This is a genomic window from Parahoeflea alexandrii (assembly GCF_024105735.1).
GTDB lineage: Bacteria > Pseudomonadota > Alphaproteobacteria > Rhizobiales > Rhizobiaceae > Hoeflea > Hoeflea alexandrii.
The window spans coordinates 746,709-763,677 of the sequence record NZ_JAAAML010000002.1; the positions used below are offsets into that span (position 1 = coordinate 746,709).

A 16,969-nucleotide genomic window follows, 5' to 3' on the forward strand; every position below is an offset into this window, starting at 1 on the left:
CATTGAAGAGACGATGACAGAGAGCAATGCCCCGGCACAGACCGGAGACGCGCAAGGCGCTTCGAGCGCCCCACCCAGCGAAGACGCCCCCAGTTATCTTCCCGTGCCTGTGCACCGGAACGAGATGGTCGTGCAACAGGATGAGCGTGGCGGCATGGGGCTGTGGCAGCGTCTGGTGCGTGCCCTGTTCCCGCCTTCCGACCGCGAATCCATCCGTGAGGATCTCAATGACGCGTTGCAGTCGGGCGGCGAGCTTCATGAGGCGTTCTCTGCCGATGAGCGCGCCATGCTGCACAACATCCTGCGCCTGCGCGAGGTCCGGGTCGAAGACCTGATGGTCCCGCGCGCCGATGTCGAGGCGGTCGACCAGACCACCTCGCTTGGCCGGCTGCTGGAGATTTTCGAGGAATCGGGCCGCTCCCGAATGCCGGTCTATGCGGAAAATCTCGATGATCCGCGCGGCATGATCCATATCCGGGATCTGCTGGCCTGGATTACCAAGCAGGCCCGGACCAAGCGCAAGTCCACCGCCAAGAATGCTGCGACGAACCAGAAGGTCAATTCGCTCAACGCGCTCGAGCTTTCGCGCGTCGATCTGAGCAAGACCCTTCAGGAGTCAGGCATTACCCGCAAGGTACTGTTCGTGCCGGCCTCGATGCTGGCCTCCGACCTGATGCAGCGCATGCAGGCGAACCGGATCCAGATGGCGCTGGTGATCGACGAATATGGCGGCACCGACGGCCTGGTCTCGCTTGAGGACATCGTCGAGATGGTTGTGGGCGATATTGCCGACGAGCATGACGATGAAGAGGAAACGCTGATCAGCAAGGCCGGCGAGGACATCTGGGTTGTCGACGCCAAGGCCGAGCTCGAGGATCTGGCCGAGGAAATCGGATCGGATTTCGACATTCGCGAGCAGAGCGAGGAAGTCGATACCATCGGCGGCCTGATCTTTTCCGAACTCGGTCGCGTCCCGGCCCGCGGCGAAGTGGTCCAGGCTCTGCCTGGCTTCGAGTTCCACGTGATGGATGCCGATCCGCGCCGCGTCAAGCGCGTCCGGATCATCAGGAAGCGCCAGGCTCCGCGCCGCCGTCCGGCCCGTGGCGAGGCTGCCCCCAAGAAAACCGAACCCGAAGACGCCGGCGCCACATAACGGCTCCAGACCCGTCGCTGCGCGTCGTCACATCCCGGATATTCATCCAGCCTCGCTCGATCATCCGCCTGTAACTTACGCGTTGAAAAATGCCGCGCGCAACGCCGGACATTGCCGCGGTTTTTTGAAAGGATACGGCAACTGATTCGCTTGGCCAAAGCGCATTGCAATAGCCGGATCTTTGTTGGCGGGGAGAATACCGGGTTTGGAACGGATCGCTGAATCCATCATGCTGAGTTGGGGCGTCAAGCGCGCTGTTCTTGCGTTTGCCGCAGGCGCATTCTCCGTTCTGGCCCTGCCGCCGTTCAATTTTTTTGCCGCCCTGTTCATATCCTTCCCGGTGCTGGTCTGGCTCCTCGACGGTGCCAGCGGACCGCCGGAGCGGGGTCTGTTGGGGCGAATGCGCCCGGCATTTGCCACCGGCTGGTGGTTCGGCTTCGGTTACTTCGTGGCCGGCCTCTGGTGGCTTGGCAATGCGCTGCTGATCGATGCGGGCGGCTTTGCCTGGGCCCTGCCGCTGGCAGTCCTTGGGCTGCCGGCGCTGCTCGCGCTGTTTTACGGCGTCGCCACCTCGCTTGCCTGGCTGCTGTGGTCGGATGGAATCGGACGCATCGCGGCGCTTGGCGCGGCTTTCGGTCTGATCGAGTGGGTCCGCAGCTTTGTTCTGACCGGGTTCCCCTGGAACGCCATCGGCTATGCGGCAATGCCGGCGCCGGTGATGATGCAATCGGCCGAGATCGTCGGTGTTTTCGGCATGTCCGCGCTGACCGTGTTCGTGTTTTCGGCGCCCGCGCTGGTCGGCACAAGACGCGGCGCAGTTGCCGGCCTGGTCGCGGCACTGGTGCTCTTCGCTGCTCATGTCGGATATGGATGGTTCGCGCTTGACCGTCTCGACCGGTCGCAGATGACGCCGACTGAAGCGGTCGTGCGGATTGTACAGCCGGCGATCGATCAGTCTGCAAAGTGGGACATGGCCGAACGTGAGCAGATTTTTTCGCGGCTTCTTGCCTTCTCCGCTCTGCCGCCACGCGAAGGCCAACCCAGGCCGACCCACATTGTCTGGCCGGAGACAGCACTGCCGTTTCTCCTGACGGAAAACCCCGGTTCGCTCTCCCGCATCGCCGACATGTTGCAGGTTGGCCAGACCCTCATCACCGGAGCTGTCCGGTTCGAGGACGGGCTGGCAGGTTCACCGCCGCGGTTCTTCAACACCATCTATGTGATTGATGACGAAGGGCAAATCATCGGGTCCGCTGACAAGGCGCACCTTGTGCCCTTTGGCGAATACCTGCCCTTTGAGGCCTTGCTGCGTCGCTGGGGGCTGACCCCGGTTGCCGAGACCTTCGGCGGATTTACCGCCGCTGACCGCCGCGGCCTGCTGGGTCTGCCCGGTGGGCTGGGGGCGGTGCCGCTGATCTGCTACGAAGCCATCTTTCCGGAGATGTCCAGCCTTGAAGACGGCCGTGGATCGCTTCTTCTCAACCTGACCAACGATGCCTGGTATGGTCTGACCCCTGGGCCCTATCAGCATCTCCGCCAGGCGCAGCTCAGGGCAGTCGAGACCCGTCTTCCGCTCGTGCGGGCCGCCAACAACGGCATCTCCGCTGTGGTTGATCCTGGCGGGCGCATCGTTGGCAGCCTGCCGCTTGGCGAGGCGGGTGTCTTCGATGTGAGGTTGCCTTCGGGGGCAGACGAGTTTTTGCTTATGAGAATTAGGCGATTTAACTTTGGATTGATTATCGTCATAATGGTATTGACGGCGCTTCTTGCTCGTAAAAGTAAAAATCAACGGTTCGATTGACGCAAAACCCCCAAAATAGCATAGTTGTTTCGTCAACCCATTTCCCGTCTCGGTCACAGCAAGGATGGTCGGGTGTATCCGATTTTCTTCGACTGCAATCAAAGCGGGATAAATCAACCATGGAGCCAAGGCTCTTGTCAGGACGAAAGAATGATTGAGAACAAGAAAAAGCCCAATCCGATCGACATTCATGTCGGCAGCCGGATCCGTCTTCGCCGAACCATGCTTGGCATGAGTCAGGAAAAGCTGGGCGAAGCGTTGGGCATCACCTTCCAGCAGATCCAGAAGTATGAAAAGGGCACCAATCGCGTCGGCGCCAGCCGTCTGCAAAACATCTCGACGATCCTGAATGTTCCGGTGAGCTTCTTCTTCGAGGACGCACCGGGTGACCCGTCCACGGCACAGCCGGGCATGGCCGAGGCCAACAGCTCCAATTATGTCGTGGATTTCCTGTCCTCGTCGGAAGGGCTGCAGCTCAATCGCGCCTTTATCAAGATCCCCGATCCCAAGGTGCGCCGCAAGCTCGTCGATCTTGTCAAGTCGCTGGCGTCCGAGCCGGATTCCGACTGATCGCCTCACCGGAGATCTGGCAGGCCTTCGGGCCATGAAGTGCAACAGCGCCGCGCTTCGGGCTCCTGCAGTCCGGGAGCGGCGCGTTCGCCGTCTGGAAGCTGTGCCGCGCAGCAAGGCAATCGGCGAGCGCCCTCAATCATATCAAGATATATTTATGTCATTCTGACCTTGTCAGACTCGCGCGTTGCCACTAAACGTTCTCCACCACTTCAATCTGATGGAGCCTGCAATGGAGCGCTCGACTTTCCTGTTCACAAGCGAATCCGTTTCGGAAGGACACCCCGACAAGGTGTGCGACCGCATTTCGGATGAGATCGTCGACCTGGTCTATCGCGAGGCAAAGAAGACCGGAGTGGACCCGTGGAGCGTCCGCGTTGCCTGCGAAACGCTGGCGACCACCAACCGCGTCGTGATCGCCGGAGAGGTCCGCGTTCCGCCTTCGCTGGTCAAGAAGGACAAGAATGGCAACGACGCCATCAATCCGTCCAAGTTCAAGTCCGCCGCCCGCAAGGCCATCAAGTCCATCGGCTACGAACAGGATGGGTTCCACTGGAAAACCGCCAAGATCGATGTGCTCCTGCACTTCCAGTCCGCGCATATCGCGCAGGGCGTGGACAACGCGGCCGACCACCAGGGATCGGAAGGCGCAGGCGATCAGGGCATCATGTTCGGCTACGCCTGCAACGAAACGCCGGAACTGATGCCGGCCCCGATCTACTACAGTCACAAGATTCTCGAGCTTCTGGCCGCGGCCCGCCACAAGGGCGAGGGCGATGCAGCCAGGCTCGGCCCCGACGCGAAGAGCCAGGTCACCGTTCGCTATGTCGATGGCAAGCCTTCCGAGGTCGTATCGATCGTGCTGTCGACACAGCATCTTGATGAAAGCTGGAATTCGGCCAAGGTGCGTGAGGTCGTCGAGCCTTATATTCGCGAAGCGCTTGCCGGTCTGAGCATTGCCGACGATTGCAAATGGTACATCAATCCGACCGGCACCTTCGTCATCGGCGGTCCCGACGGCGATGCGGGCCTTACCGGACGCAAGATCATCGTCGACACCTACGGCGGCGCTGCTCCCCACGGTGGCGGTGCGTTCTCCGGCAAGGACACCACCAAGGTCGACCGCTCGGCCGCTTATGCCGCGCGTTACCTGGCCAAGAATGCAATCGCCGCCGGCCTTGCCGAGCGCTGCACCATCCAGCTTTCCTATGCCATCGGCGTGGCGCAGCCGCTGTCGATCAATGTCAATTTTCACGACACCGGCAAGGTGTCGGAGGCCGCTCTCGAAGAGGCGCTGCCCAAGGTGATGGATCTGACGCCGCGCGGCATCCGCAGCCATCTTGATCTCAACAAGCCGATCTATGCCCGCACCGCGGCCTATGGTCACTTCGGCCGCAAGGCCGGCCGTGACGGCTCGTTCTCCTGGGAGAAGCTTGATCTGGTCAAGCCGCTCAAGGAAGCGCTGAAGGGCTGAGGCAGGCTTTCCGCTCGGGATCCGAAACCATGTCCAGCCCGCAAAGGCGCAGCCGTGCGACCGAAGCCTTTTACGGTCGTCGCAAGGGAAAGGCGCTCAAGGCGCCGCAGGCCGAGGCGCTTTCCGCGCTTCTGCCCGTGCTGAAGCTCGATCTGTCTGTGCCTGCGCCCGTACAGCTGGCAACGCTGTGGCCCAGACCTGTTTCTCGGATCAGGCTGGAGATCGGTTTCGGAGGGGGCGAACACCTGCTTCATCGTGCCCGCGAAGCTCCGGACACGGGCTTCATCGGTGTCGAACCCTTCGTTAACTCCATGGCCAAGCTGCTGGCGGCGCTCGACAGTGAAGCCCTGGACAACATCCGCCTTTATGACGACGATGCCACCCAGGTTCTGGACTGGCTTCCCGATGCCTGTCTCGATCGCATCGACCTGCTCTATCCCGACCCCTGGCCCAAGAAGAAGCACTGGAAGCGTCGTTTCGTCTCGAGGCTCAATCTCGACCGCTTCGCCCGCGTTCTCAGGCCCGGCGGCCGGTTCGGATTTGCATCGGACATCGACACCTACATCAACTGGACCCTGGCCCATATCGCCTCCCATCCGCAGTTCGAGTGGGTGGCCCGAAAGGCCGCGGACTGGCATGAGCCGTGGCAGGGATGGCCAGGCACGCGCTACGAGGCCAAGGCGATTCGCGAACGCCGTACGCCCTGCTACCTGGAATTCGAACGCCTGGACTGATAGTCCCACCCTTCCTCGCAGTCGATCCGTGCGGCCGCAGGGCGGGGCCACGCCGGAATGCCGGAATTCCCTTGCGGAAGCGGTTGAATGGGTCTATATACCTCCCAAATTCTTGATCGTCAGAACAAGAGTGGGCCCGCGAGGACCCGCTCTTTTTTGTTGCCGGACGATCGGATGAACCATTGCAGCGCGGATGACGCCGGAAACGGCGACTGGACGCTGCAGCGTTTTTAAAGTGTTGCATCATCATGCCACTGAACCGGCAGCGGTTCGAGGGCGCTTGCAGCAGTCAGGATACGGTGCCGATGACAGACGAAGCCGCAATGCCCAATGATGACCGCCTGGTGACCGAAACCGGCGTCGACGCACGCATTGCTGAAATTGTCGAGCCGCTCATCGAATCGATGGATATGCGCCTGGTGCGGGTGCGTCTCTCCGGCCAGAATGGCCTGACACTGCAGATCATGGCCGAGCGCAATGACGGAACCATGAGTGTCGAGGACTGCGAAGCGGTGTCCCGGGCAATTTCACCGGTTCTCGATGTGGAGGATCCGGTCGAAAAGGCGTATCATCTGGAAATCTCGTCGCCGGGCATTGACCGGCCGCTGGTGCGCAGGTCCGATTTCGTGCGCTGGGAAGGCCATCTTGCCCGCTGCGACGCGTCGGTGCTGATCAATGGCCGAAAGCGCTTTCGCGGCTTCATCCGCGATGTCACCGACACAGGCTTTTCGGTCGAGCGTGACCAGCCGGCCTATGGCGAGGAAAACATTGCGGTCATCCCGTTCTCGGCACTTGCCGAGGCCAAGCTGGTGCTGACCGACGAACTGATCCGCGAATCATTGCGCGCCGACAAGGCCGCGAAGGCCGCCCAGGCGGCAAACGGAAATGACAGCGGTGACGATGCGGACGAATCCGGCTCGGGCGATCTGGCCTGAACCGGCGACAGTATTTTGGGGCATCCATCGCGGTGCCGTTGATCCGGTCCGCTTGACGGACCCAACCCAGAGCAGGGCCGCAAGCCGCGGTCCCACATATGGAGACAGACATGGCAGTCAGTGCAAACAGGCTTGAGCTTCTTCAGATCGCCGACGCGGTCGCGCGCGAGAAGTCCATTGACCGCGAGATCGTCATCGCCGCCATGGCCGACGCGATCCAGAAAGCCGCACGCTCGCGCTACGGATCGGAATCCAACATCCGCGCCGACATCAATGCCAAGACCGGCGAGATCCGCCTGCAGCGCCTGCTCGAGGTTGTTGACCACGCCGAGGACTACTCCTTGCAGATCCCGCTGGCTCTCGCCCGCGACCGCAACCCGGATGCCCAGCTTGGCGATTTTATCGCCGACCCGCTGCCGCCGATGGACTTTGGCCGTATCGCTGCCCAGTCCGCCAAGCAGGTGATCGTGCAGAAGGTACGCGAAGCCGAGCGCGACCGCCAATTTGACGAATTCAAGGACCGCATCGGCGAGATCGTCAATGGCACCGTCAAGCGTGTCGAATACGGCAATGTCATTGTTGATCTTGGCCGTGGTGAAGGCATCATCCGCCGTGATGAGACCATTCCGCGCGAAGCCTTCCGTTATGGCGACCGCGTCCGCGCCTATGTCTATGATGTCCGCCGCGAGCAGCGCGGCCCGCAGATTTTCCTGTCGCGCACCCATCCGCAGTTTATGGTCAAGCTGTTCACGATGGAAGTGCCGGAAATCTATGACGGCATCATCGAGATCCGCTCGGTCGCCCGTGATCCGGGCAGCCGCGCCAAGATCGCCGTGATCTCCAACGATTCCTCCATCGATCCCGTCGGCGCCTGCGTCGGCATGCGCGGCAGCCGCGTGCAGGCCGTGGTTGGCGAATTGCAGGGTGAGAAGATCGACATTATCCCCTGGTCGCCGTCGCCTGCAAGCTTCATCGTCAACGCTCTGCAGCCGGCCGAAGTGGCCAAGGTGGTGCTTGACGAGGACGCCGAGCGGATCGAGGTGGTGGTGCCGGACGAGCAGCTGTCGCTGGCCATCGGCCGCCGTGGCCAGAATGTCCGCCTGGCCTCGCAGCTGACCGGTTGGGACATCGACATCCTCACCGAGGAAGAGGAAAGCCAGCGCCGTCAGAAGGAATTCAACGAGCGCACGCAACTCTTCATGGAAGCGCTCGATGTCGACGAAATGGTCGGCCAGGTGCTGGCCTCCGAAGGCTTCAGCCAGGTCGAGGAAGTGGCCTATGTCGATCTCGGTGAAATCACCGCGATTGAGGGTTTTGACGAGGAAACCGCCAACGAACTGCAGACCCGCGCCCGCGAATATCTCGACAAGGTCGAGTCGGAACTGGATGCCAAGCGCAAGGAACTCGGCGTCGAGGACGAACTCCGTTCGATCCCCGGCATCACCACGCCGATGATGGTTGCGCTGGGCGCAGACGGGATCAAGACTGTCGAGGATTTCGCCGGTTGCGCTGTTGACGATCTGACCGGCTGGTCGGAACGCAAGGATGGTGAGACCAAGCGCTTCGACGGCCTGTTCACCGGCCTCGACGTGTCCCGCGCCGAAGCCGAACAGATGATCCTGCAGGCGCGTCTTGCAGTTGGCTGGATCACCGAAGACGAACTGGTGGCCGAGGAAGAAGAAGAGGCTGAAGCGGAAGTGGAAGCTGGCGAAGAAGAAGCCTGAGGTCCGGCGTCTCCGGAGGCTTTGCAGTGAAGGTCAGGATCGAACCCGTGAACGACCGCATGTGCATAGTGACCAGGGAGCGTGGCCAGCCGGATGATCTGATCCGGTTTGTCGCCGGTCCTGACGGAACCGTTGTGCCTGACCTGCGCCATGCCCTGCCGGGGCGCGGCTGCTGGGTCAAGGCGGAGCGGTCCGTGATTGACCTGGCCGTCAAGCGCAAGCTCTTCGGTCGGGCTCTGAAAACAGAGGTGACCACGGACCCGGATCTGGGGGGCGTGGTCGACAGGCTGCTTTGCGACAGCCTTTTTGGTATGATGAACATGGCTCGGAAATCCGGCCAGTTCGTCACCGGATCTGGTAAGGTGGATGATGCCATCCGCTCAGGCGCCGCACGGGCGCTGATGCATGCGAGCGACGCGGCCGAAGACGGCGTACGAAAATTGCGTCAGGCCAATACGGCCCGCGCCAAGGGGATCAAAGAGGCGGAGATACCCGTCTTTCGGCTGTTTTCAGCCGATGAATTGGCGCTTGTCATGGGCGATGGCGCTTTTATCCATGCCGCCGCGCTTGCAGGGCAGGCCGGTGAGGGTGTAGTGAAGCGCGCAAAGATGCTTGCGCGCTACAGGAACGGTCCCGATGCGGGGCCGGGCTGAAAACGGGCTAAGGGGTGTTGAACCCCGGATGCGATCGATCAAGAAGCCGGCGCGCACAGGTGCGATGCGGCTTCCCGCGGAAACGGATACGGAATGAGCGACAGCAACGACGACAAGACAACCAGTGTTACCGGCAAGAAGACCTTCTCGCTGAAGCGCCCCTCTGTGGAACAGGGGATGGTGCGCCAGGAGATGGGCCGTGGGCGCACAAAGGCGGTGGTGGTGGAGACGCGCAAGCGCCGCATCAACCGTCCTGAAGACGACAAGCCGGTCCCGCCGGTGACCCTGAAGCCACGTCCGGCGCCCGCGGCTGAAAAGCCTGCGGAACCGGCTCCGGCCGCCAAGTCTGCGGCAGGCGCCGCGGCAACGCCGGCTGCTCCTTCGGCTCCCGCGCGCGCACCGGCTGCCAAGCCTGCGCCGCGTGGTGCCGTTCTCAACCAGCTTTCCGCAAGTGAAGTCGAGGCGCGCCGTCGCGCCCTTCAGGACAGCCGCATCCGCGATGTCGAGGAGCGCAAGCGGGCCGAAGAAGAGGCCGCGCGCCGCGCCGAGGAAGATGCACGCCGTGCAGCCGAAGAGGCTGAGGCCGCCCGCATCAAGGCGGAAGAGGATGCCCGGCTGGCCAAGGAAGCCGCTGAGCAGGCTGTTGCCGCGGAGGAAGCTGCTGTCAACGCACCTGCAGAGGCTATTCCGCCGGCCGCCGAAGAGGCCCCGCGCGGTCGCCGTCGCGATGCTGCGGAAGAAGAGGCTCCCTCCCGCTCGGGTGGCGCGGCCCGTCCCGGTGGCCCGGCACGACCGGGCGCCAAGGTCACGCGGCCCGAAACGCCCAAGCCGGCCCGTCCGAAGGCAGAAGAAGATCGCCGCCGCGGCAAGCTGACGCTGACCGCTGCTCTCAACGATGACGGCAATTCGCGCGGCCGCTCGCTGTCGGCCATGCGCCGCCGTCAGGAAAAGATGCGCCGGTCGATGGCGCAGGAACCGCGCGAGAAGATTGCCCGCGAAGTCACCCTGCCTGAAACCATCACCATCCAGGAACTCTCGCAGCGTATGGCCGAACGCTCGGTCGACGTGATCAAGTACCTGATGAAGGAAGGCCAGATGATGAAGCCGGGCGACGTCATCGACGCCGATCTGGCCGAGCTGATTGCCGGTGAATTCGGCCACACCGTCCGCCGCGTCTCGGAATCCGATGTCGAACTGGGCATCTTCAATGTCGAGGACGAAGGTGGCGAGATGGTATCTCGGCCTCCGGTGGTCACCATCATGGGCCATGTCGACCACGGCAAGACCTCGCTGCTCGATGCCATCCGCGATGCCAATGTGGTTTCGGGGGAAGCCGGCGGCATCACCCAGCACATCGGTGCCTACCAGGTCGAGAAGAACGGTCAGCTGATCACCTTCATCGATACTCCGGGCCACGCCGCCTTTACCGCGATGCGTGCCCGCGGCGCCCAGGCCACCGATATCGCCATTCTCGTGGTCGCGGCCGACGACGCCGTGATGCCGCAGACGATTGAATCGATCAATCACGCCAAGGCGGCCGGTGTTCCGATCATCGTGGCGATCAACAAGATCGACAAGCCGACGGCTGATGCGCAGAAGGTCCGGACCGATCTCCTGCAGCATGAAGTCTTCGTTGAAAGCATGGGCGGTGAAGTCCTCGACGTCGAGGTCTCCGCCACCAAGCAGCTCAACCTCGACAAGCTGCTTGATGCCATCCTGCTGCAGGCCGAACTTCTCGATCTCAAGGCCAACCCCGATCGCACCGCCGAGGGTGTCGTGATCGAGGCCAAGCTTGATCGTGGCCGCGGCTCGGTTGCCACCGTTCTGGTTCAGACCGGTACGCTCAAGCCGGGCGAAATTCTCGTCGCCGGCGACCAGTGGGGCCGTGTGCGCGCCCTGGTCAATGACCGTGGCGAGCATGTCAAGGAAGCCGGACCCGCGTTCCCGGTTGAGATTCTCGGCCTTCAGGGCACGCCGCAGGCCGGCGACCGCTTTGCCGTGGTCGAGAATGAAAGCCGCGCTCGTGAAATTGCCGAGTATCGCCAGCGGCTTGCCCGCGACAAGGCGGCGGCACGCCAGAGCGGAACACGTGGTTCCCTCGAGCAGATGATGACCCAGCTGCAGGACACCGGCAGCCAGGAGTTTCCGCTTCTGGTCAAGGGTGACGTGCAGGGCTCGATCGAGGCCATTGCCGGTGCCATCGAGAAGCTCGGCACCGACGAGGTTCGCGCCCGGATCATCCATTCCGGCGCAGGCGCCATCACCGAATCCGATATCTCGCTGGCCGAAGCTTCGGGCGCGGCGATCATCGGCTTCAACGTCCGCGCCAACAAGCAGGCGCGCGACGCGGCCGAGCGCGATGGCGTCGAGATCCGCTACTACAACATCATCTACGATCTGGTGGATGACGTGAAAGCCGCCATGTCGGGCATGCTGTCGCCGGAACGTCGCGAGACCTTCCTCGGCAATGCCGAGATCCTCGAGGTGTTCAACATCACCAAGGTCGGCAAGGTTGCCGGTTGCCGTGTCACCGAAGGCAAGGTCGAGCGTGGCGCAGGCGTCCGCCTGATCCGCGACAACGTTGTCATTCACGAAGGCAAGCTCAAGACCCTCAAGCGCTTCAAGGACGAAGTCGCCGAGGTCAATGGCGGCCAGGAATGCGGCATGGCCTTCGAGAACTACGAGGACATCCGCGCAGGCGACGTCATCGAGTGCTTCCGCGTCGAACACGTCACCCGCACGCTCTGATCGGATAGCGATCCCGGCGCTTCGGCGCCGGGCAAGCCTCCGTCTTGCGCTGTCTCGGGCCGTCGTGCCCGCACTTTCGGTTGGAACACCATGGCCAAGTCATCCTCATCGGGTCCGTCCCAGCGCATGCTCCGTGTCGGCGAGCAGGTGCGCGCCGCCATCACCCAGGTCCTGCAGCGTGGTGAGGTCCGTGATCCGGTGATCTCCAACACCCTGATCTCGGTGACCGAGGTGCGCATGTCGCCCGACCTGCAGGTCGCCACCGCCTACGTCACGCCGCTCGGCGTCGACGATCACGCCAAAACCATCGCGGCGCTCAACAAGAATGCCCGCTTCATCCGCGGCCGCGTCTCGCCGGATCTGCGCCAGATGCGCAACATCCCCGAACTTCGCTTCCGCGACGACACCAGCTTCGAGAACTATTCGAAGATCGACGCGCTGTTGCGCTCGCCCGAAGTCGCCCGCGATCTCGACCATGACGAGGATGCGGACGAGACCGGTGATGGCGCCGGCCCCGAAGGCGAAGGGAAAGCCTGAAATGGGGCGTCGTGGCAAGAAGAAGGGCCGTCCGGTTTCCGGCTGGCTGGTTCTCGACAAACCGTGGGATTTCGGCTCGACCGAGGCTGTCTCGAAGATCAAGTGGCTGTTCAAGGCCGAAAAGGCAGGCCATGCCGGCACTCTCGATCCGCTGGCCTCGGGCATGCTGCCGATTGCGCTCGGCGACGCCACCAAGACGGTCCCCTATGTCATGGACGGCCGCAAGATATATGAGTTCACCGTCGCCTGGGGCGAGGAGCGCAACACCGACGATCTCGAGGGCAAGGTGACGGCAAGTTCCGACGCGCGCCCCGACAAGGCGGCCATCGAGGCTATCCTGCCGGCCTATACCGGCGTCATCGAGCAGGTTCCGCCGGCCTTTTCCGCAGTCAAGATAGCCGGCGAGCGTGCCTATGACATGGCGCGTGACGGCGAGGTGGTGGAAATCCCCGCCCGCGAGGTCGAGATCCACCGCATCACGCTGCTGGGATGTCCGGACGCCGACCATGCGGTGTTCGAGGTCGAGTGCGGCAAGGGCACCTATGTGCGGGCGCTGGCCCGCGATTTTGGCCGTCAGCTTGGCTGCTGCGGCCATATCTCGGCCCTGCGCCGCACCATGGTCGCTCCGTTTTCAGAAGAGGTGATGGTGCCGCTCGCCGATCTGGTGGCTCTCGAGGAAATCGAGGACGATACCGAGCGGCTTGCCCGGTTGGATGCCTATCTGGTGCCTGCAGGCGAGGCGCTCGGCATGCTGCCCCGCATCGATGTCAGCGAGGATCAGGCCCATCGCATACGCATGGGCAACCCGATCATCCTGCGCGGACGCGATGCGCCGGTCGCAACCGACGATGCTTGCGCCTTCGTGCGCGGCCAGCTGCTCTCGATCGGCGAAGTCGCCGGCGGCGAGTTCCGTCCCCGGCGGGTGTTCAAGGCCTGATCACCGTCTTGCGGCGGCCCTTGCGCTGTTGCACACTGATCGCCTGAAAGCCGCGCCGGCCGCATTCGTGCGGGCAGGGAACACGTTCGGGGGGTAACCAGCCTTGAAATCACGATCCATTGTCATCTCAATCGCAGGTCTTGCCGCCATCACCCTTGTCGCTGGCGCCGCTCCGTCGGGCGCCCAGAGCCCAGGTTTCGATGCCCAGGGTTGCGGTTGGTACATCGTTCTGGGGTGTTCGAAGAGCCGTGTCGACGCCAAGCGGCAACTCATCGATCTGGGCGGTCCCATGGTCGGCGGCGGCGCCGGATCGCGGGTGATCAACACCTCCGATTTTGACGGATTCCGGGGCGGTTTCTACTGTGTCGCCGACGGTCCGTATGTCTCCCGGGATGATGCAGGCTCCGTGGCCTGGATCGAGGCGGTGCCGGATGCCTATGTCAAGCGAGGTTGCTGACGCGGCGGCTTCACGCGCGCCGATGCCGGCCTTGGTAACCTTGAAGCGGGCGTGGCCCGGGCGCACCCCACATTTCCCTTTCAATTTTGCCGCATTTGGCCTATAGCCCAGCCGTTATCGCCGGTTTGTCCGGCGTGACGCTTCGAGGCCCCTGCTGGACGACATCCCGGCAGCGGGCGCCATATCCATCCAGACTGAAAGGATTTACGATGTCGATTACTGCTGAGCGCAAGGCTGCGCTGATCGAAGAATACGCCACGAAGCCAGGCGATACCGGTTCGCCGGAAGTCCAGGTTGCCATTCTCACCGAACGGATCAACAACCTGACCGGCCACTTCAAGGAAAACAAGAAGGACAACCACTCACGCCGCGGGCTGTTGACGATGGTTTCCACGCGCCGTTCGCTGCTTGATTACGTCAAGCGCAAGGACGAAGCGCGCTATGCTGCGCTGATCGCCCGTCTGGGCATCCGCCGCTAAACGGTTCTCCGGCGGGCGGGCCACGTGTTTCGCCCGCCGGATGCTTTCCCCGCTTCCGGTCCTGACAGACCTGGAACGGGATCCCGGCGCCAAGGCGCGCGCCACTGGCCAGAGGGCCGGAAAATCGCGCCGCAACCGTCCGAAGACCGGGTAGTCCGGTTCCGACGACACCAGAATGGCCTGTCATGGGGCAGGATTGCCGGATGCTTTTGCCGCGGTTTGCAACGCGGTCCCTCAAAGCCTCCCGCTGTCTTGCCCGAGATGCGCTTAAACACACGGGACAGTGAAGCGCGCGGCCGAAAACCGGTCACGCCCACATGCCCGCACTTGAAGGACAAGACATGTTCGATACCCACAAGGTCGAGATTGAATGGGGCGGTCGTCCGCTCACCCTGGAAACCGGCAAGGTTGCCCGCCAGGCCGATGGCGCCGTTATCGCCTCCTACGGCGAGACCACCGTGCTGGCCACCGTCGTTTCGGCGAAATCGCCCAAGCCCGGCCAGGACTTCTTTCCGCTGACCGTCAACTACCAGGAAAAGACCTATGCGGCCGGCAAGATCCCCGGCGGCTATTTCAAGCGCGAAGGCCGCCCGAGCGAAAACGAGACGCTGACGTCGCGCCTCATCGACCGCCCGCTGCGCCCGCTCTTTCCCGATGGCTACAAGAACGACACCCAGATCATCATCACCGTTCTGCAGCATGACCTGGAAAACAACCCCGACATTCTGGCGCTGGTCGCAGCCTCGGCTGCCCTGACCATCTCCGGCATCCCCTTCATGGGCCCGATTGCAGGCGCCCGCGTCGGCTACATCAACGGCGATTACGTGCTCAACCCGCATGTCGACGAAATGCCGGAATCGGCGCTCGACCTTATCGTTGCGGGCACTTCCGACGCCGTTCTGATGGTTGAATCCGAAGCCAAGGAACTCGGTGAAGAAGTCATGCTCGGCGCGGTCATGTTCGGCCACAAGTCCATGCAGCCGGTCATCGACGCGATCATCAAGCTCGCCGAAGCCGCAGCGAAAGAGCCGCGCGACTTTGCCGCTCCGGATCATTCCGAACTTGAAGCCGAAATGCTCGCCATGTGCGAAGCGGATCTGCGCAAGGCCTATGAGAACACTGACAAGGCAGCGCGCTACGCCGCCATCGATGAGGTCAAGGCCAAGGTCAAGGACCACTTTGCACCGGCTGAGGGCGAAGAGCCCCGCTTTACGTCCGAAGTCATCGGCGCGGTTTTCAAGTCGCTGCAGGCCAAGGTCGTCCGCGGAGCCATCCTCGAGACCAAGAGCCGCATCGACGGTCGTGATCTGTCGACCGTGCGCCCGATCGTTTCGGAAGTGGGCCTTCTGCCGCGCACCCATGGCTCGGCGCTGTTCACCCGCGGCGAAACCCAGGCCATCGTCGTTGCCACGCTCGGTACCGGCGAGGACGAGCAGTATGTCGACAGCCTGACGGGGACCTACAAGGCCACCTTCATGCTGCACTACAACTTCCCGCCCTACTCGGTCGGTGAGACCGGCCGTACCGGTTCGCCCGGCCGCCGCGAAATCGGCCACGGCAAGCTTGCCTGGCGCGCCATCCACCCGATGATGCCGTCGCCCGAGCAGTTCCCCTACACGCTGCGCGTTGTGTCCGAGATCACCGAATCCAATGGTTCGTCCTCGATGGCCACCGTCTGCGGCACCTCGCTGGCGCTGATGGATGCAGGCGTGCCGCTGGCCAAGCCCGTTGCCGGTATCGCCATGGGCCTGATCAAGGAAGGCGACCAGTTCGCCGTCCTTTCCGACATTCTCGGTGACGAAGATCACCTGGGCGACATGGACTTCAAGGTCGCCGGTACCTCCGACGGCATCACCGCCCTGCAGATGGACATCAAGATCGATGGCATCACCGAGGAAATCATGCAGATCGCGCTTGGCCAGGCCAAGGACGGCCGCCTCCATATCCTCGGCGAAATGGGCAACGCCCTGTCCGAAAGCCGCGGCCAGCTGGGTGAATTCGCTCCGCGCATCGAGGTCATGAACATCCCGGTCGACAAGATCCGTGACGTCATCGGCACCGGCGGCAAGATCATCCGCGAGATCGTCGAGAAGACCGGCGCCAAGATCAACATCGACGACGACGGCACCATCAAGATCGCCTCGTCCTCGGGCAAGGAAATCGAGGCCGCCAAGAAGTGGATCCACTCGATCGTTGCCGAGCCTGAAGTCGGCGTGATCTATGAAGGCACCGTGGTCAAGGTCGCCGATTTCGGCGCTTTCGTGAACTTCTTCGGTCCCAAGGACGGCCTGGTCCACATCTCGCAGCTGGCTGCCGAGCGTGTCGCCAAGACCTCCGACGTGGTCAAGGAAGGCCAGAAGGTCTGGGTCAAGCTCTTGGGCTTCGACGAGCGCGGCAAGGTCCGCCTGTCGATGAAGGTCGTTGACCAGGAAACCGGCAAGGAAGTCGAAGCCGGCGAGTAAGCCGGGCTGCGATTGCCGAAGGGCAACAGTACACCTGTTTGCCTATGAACGAGAAAGCCCCTGGATCTGACGATCCGGGGGCTTTCCGCTTTGAGAACAGGCGGTCTCTTGCAGGCTCATGGATCGAACACCCGCGATCCAGCAACTTGCGATCCGGGACAAGTCTTAGTAGACCCATGCAACGGCTACCCGCTTCGGGAGCATTCAGGCTTGGGACTGGCCATCTCGGCAGCGGACCAGGGATTGCCGGGCATACTCCGGCCGAGGCGGAGCGCGGATGTGAAGAATCGGAGGGGTTGCCTCCA

Annotated in this window: 14 protein-coding genes; all 14 read left to right on the forward strand. The window is 62.8% G+C overall.

From position 1 onward, the window contains the following. The first annotated feature begins 13 nt into the window (after positions 1–13). Entirely contained in the window at positions 14–1,153 is a 1,140-nt protein-coding gene (locus GTW23_RS13170) for a hemolysin family protein (protein ID WP_252916097.1), read from the forward strand. Between the two features lie 205 nt (positions 1,154–1,358). Then, a complete protein-coding gene (lnt, locus tag GTW23_RS13175) occupies positions 1,359–2,954 on the forward strand; it encodes an apolipoprotein N-acyltransferase (protein WP_252916098.1) in 1,596 nt (531 codons plus the stop codon). Positions 2,955–3,104: 150 nt separating this feature from the next. Next, on the forward strand, positions 3,105–3,524 hold the full coding sequence (locus tag GTW23_RS13180; protein WP_152010762.1) for a helix-turn-helix domain-containing protein: 420 nt from the start codon (positions 3,105–3,107) through the stop codon (positions 3,522–3,524). 232 nt (positions 3,525–3,756) lie between these two features. Next, positions 3,757–4,998, forward strand: coding sequence for a methionine adenosyltransferase (gene metK, locus GTW23_RS13185; RefSeq protein WP_152010761.1), 1,242 nt, complete (start codon positions 3,757–3,759; stop codon positions 4,996–4,998). Positions 4,999–5,027: 29 nt separating this feature from the next. Beyond that, entirely contained in the window at positions 5,028–5,732 is a 705-nt protein-coding gene (gene trmB / locus GTW23_RS13190; RefSeq protein ID WP_252916099.1) for a tRNA (guanine(46)-N(7))-methyltransferase TrmB, read from the forward strand. A 305-nt stretch (positions 5,733–6,037) separates the two neighbouring features. Continuing rightward, positions 6,038–6,667: a ribosome maturation factor RimP gene (gene rimP / locus GTW23_RS13195; RefSeq protein WP_152010759.1), complete on the forward strand. Its 630-nt coding sequence runs from the start codon at positions 6,038–6,040 to the stop codon at positions 6,665–6,667. A 110-nt stretch (positions 6,668–6,777) separates the two neighbouring features. Next, positions 6,778–8,391 (forward strand): transcription termination factor NusA, encoded by a 1,614-nt coding sequence (gene nusA / locus GTW23_RS13200; RefSeq protein WP_152010758.1) that lies wholly within the window; start codon positions 6,778–6,780, stop codon positions 8,389–8,391. Positions 8,392–8,429: 38 nt separating this feature from the next. After that, positions 8,430–9,044 (forward strand): RNA-binding protein, encoded by a 615-nt coding sequence (locus GTW23_RS13205; protein ID WP_267662090.1) that lies wholly within the window; start codon positions 8,430–8,432, stop codon positions 9,042–9,044. A 93-nt stretch (positions 9,045–9,137) separates the two neighbouring features. Further along, on the forward strand, positions 9,138–11,792 hold the full coding sequence (infB, locus tag GTW23_RS13210; RefSeq protein ID WP_252916100.1) for a translation initiation factor IF-2: 2,655 nt from the start codon (positions 9,138–9,140) through the stop codon (positions 11,790–11,792). 90 nt (positions 11,793–11,882) lie between these two features. Further along, on the forward strand, positions 11,883–12,329 hold the full coding sequence (gene rbfA / locus GTW23_RS13215; protein ID WP_152010756.1) for a 30S ribosome-binding factor RbfA: 447 nt from the start codon (positions 11,883–11,885) through the stop codon (positions 12,327–12,329). Position 12,330: 1 nt separating this feature from the next. Continuing rightward, positions 12,331–13,266, forward strand: coding sequence for a tRNA pseudouridine(55) synthase TruB (gene truB / locus GTW23_RS13220; protein ID WP_252916322.1), 936 nt, complete (start codon positions 12,331–12,333; stop codon positions 13,264–13,266). A 103-nt stretch (positions 13,267–13,369) separates the two neighbouring features. Next, positions 13,370–13,723, forward strand: coding sequence for a hypothetical protein (locus tag GTW23_RS13225; protein ID WP_252916101.1), 354 nt, complete (start codon positions 13,370–13,372; stop codon positions 13,721–13,723). A gap of 209 nt (positions 13,724–13,932) precedes the next feature. Then, complete coding sequence (gene rpsO, locus GTW23_RS13230) at positions 13,933–14,202, forward strand: 30S ribosomal protein S15 (RefSeq protein WP_152010753.1); 270 nt, start codon at positions 13,933–13,935, stop codon at positions 14,200–14,202. A gap of 341 nt (positions 14,203–14,543) precedes the next feature. Next, on the forward strand, positions 14,544–16,664 hold the full coding sequence (gene pnp, locus GTW23_RS13235) for a polyribonucleotide nucleotidyltransferase (RefSeq protein ID WP_252916102.1): 2,121 nt from the start codon (positions 14,544–14,546) through the stop codon (positions 16,662–16,664). The last annotated feature ends 305 nt before the right edge of the window (positions 16,665–16,969 follow it).

What these genes read in the sequence shown, in the direction of transcription:
- trmB (WP_252916099.1), top strand. Translation starts at nt 5,028, where the DNA reads ATGTCCAGCCCGCAAAGGCGCAGCCGTGCGACCGAAGCCTTTTACGGT.
- metK (WP_152010761.1), top strand. Translation starts at nt 3,757, where the DNA reads ATGGAGCGCTCGACTTTCCTGTTCACAAGCGAATCCGTTTCGGAAGGA.
- GTW23_RS13170 (WP_252916097.1), top strand. Translation starts at nt 14, where the DNA reads ATGACAGAGAGCAATGCCCCGGCACAGACCGGAGACGCGCAAGGCGCT.
- nusA (WP_152010758.1), top strand. Translation starts at nt 6,778, where the DNA reads ATGGCAGTCAGTGCAAACAGGCTTGAGCTTCTTCAGATCGCCGACGCG.
- rimP (WP_152010759.1), top strand. Translation starts at nt 6,038, where the DNA reads ATGACAGACGAAGCCGCAATGCCCAATGATGACCGCCTGGTGACCGAA.
- rpsO (WP_152010753.1), top strand. Translation starts at nt 13,933, where the DNA reads ATGTCGATTACTGCTGAGCGCAAGGCTGCGCTGATCGAAGAATACGCC.
- rbfA (WP_152010756.1), top strand. Translation starts at nt 11,883, where the DNA reads ATGGCCAAGTCATCCTCATCGGGTCCGTCCCAGCGCATGCTCCGTGTC.
- truB (WP_252916322.1), top strand. Translation starts at nt 12,331, where the DNA reads ATGGGGCGTCGTGGCAAGAAGAAGGGCCGTCCGGTTTCCGGCTGGCTG.
- infB (WP_252916100.1), top strand. Translation starts at nt 9,138, where the DNA reads ATGAGCGACAGCAACGACGACAAGACAACCAGTGTTACCGGCAAGAAG.
- pnp (WP_252916102.1), top strand. Translation starts at nt 14,544, where the DNA reads ATGTTCGATACCCACAAGGTCGAGATTGAATGGGGCGGTCGTCCGCTC.
- GTW23_RS13180 (WP_152010762.1), top strand. Translation starts at nt 3,105, where the DNA reads ATGATTGAGAACAAGAAAAAGCCCAATCCGATCGACATTCATGTCGGC.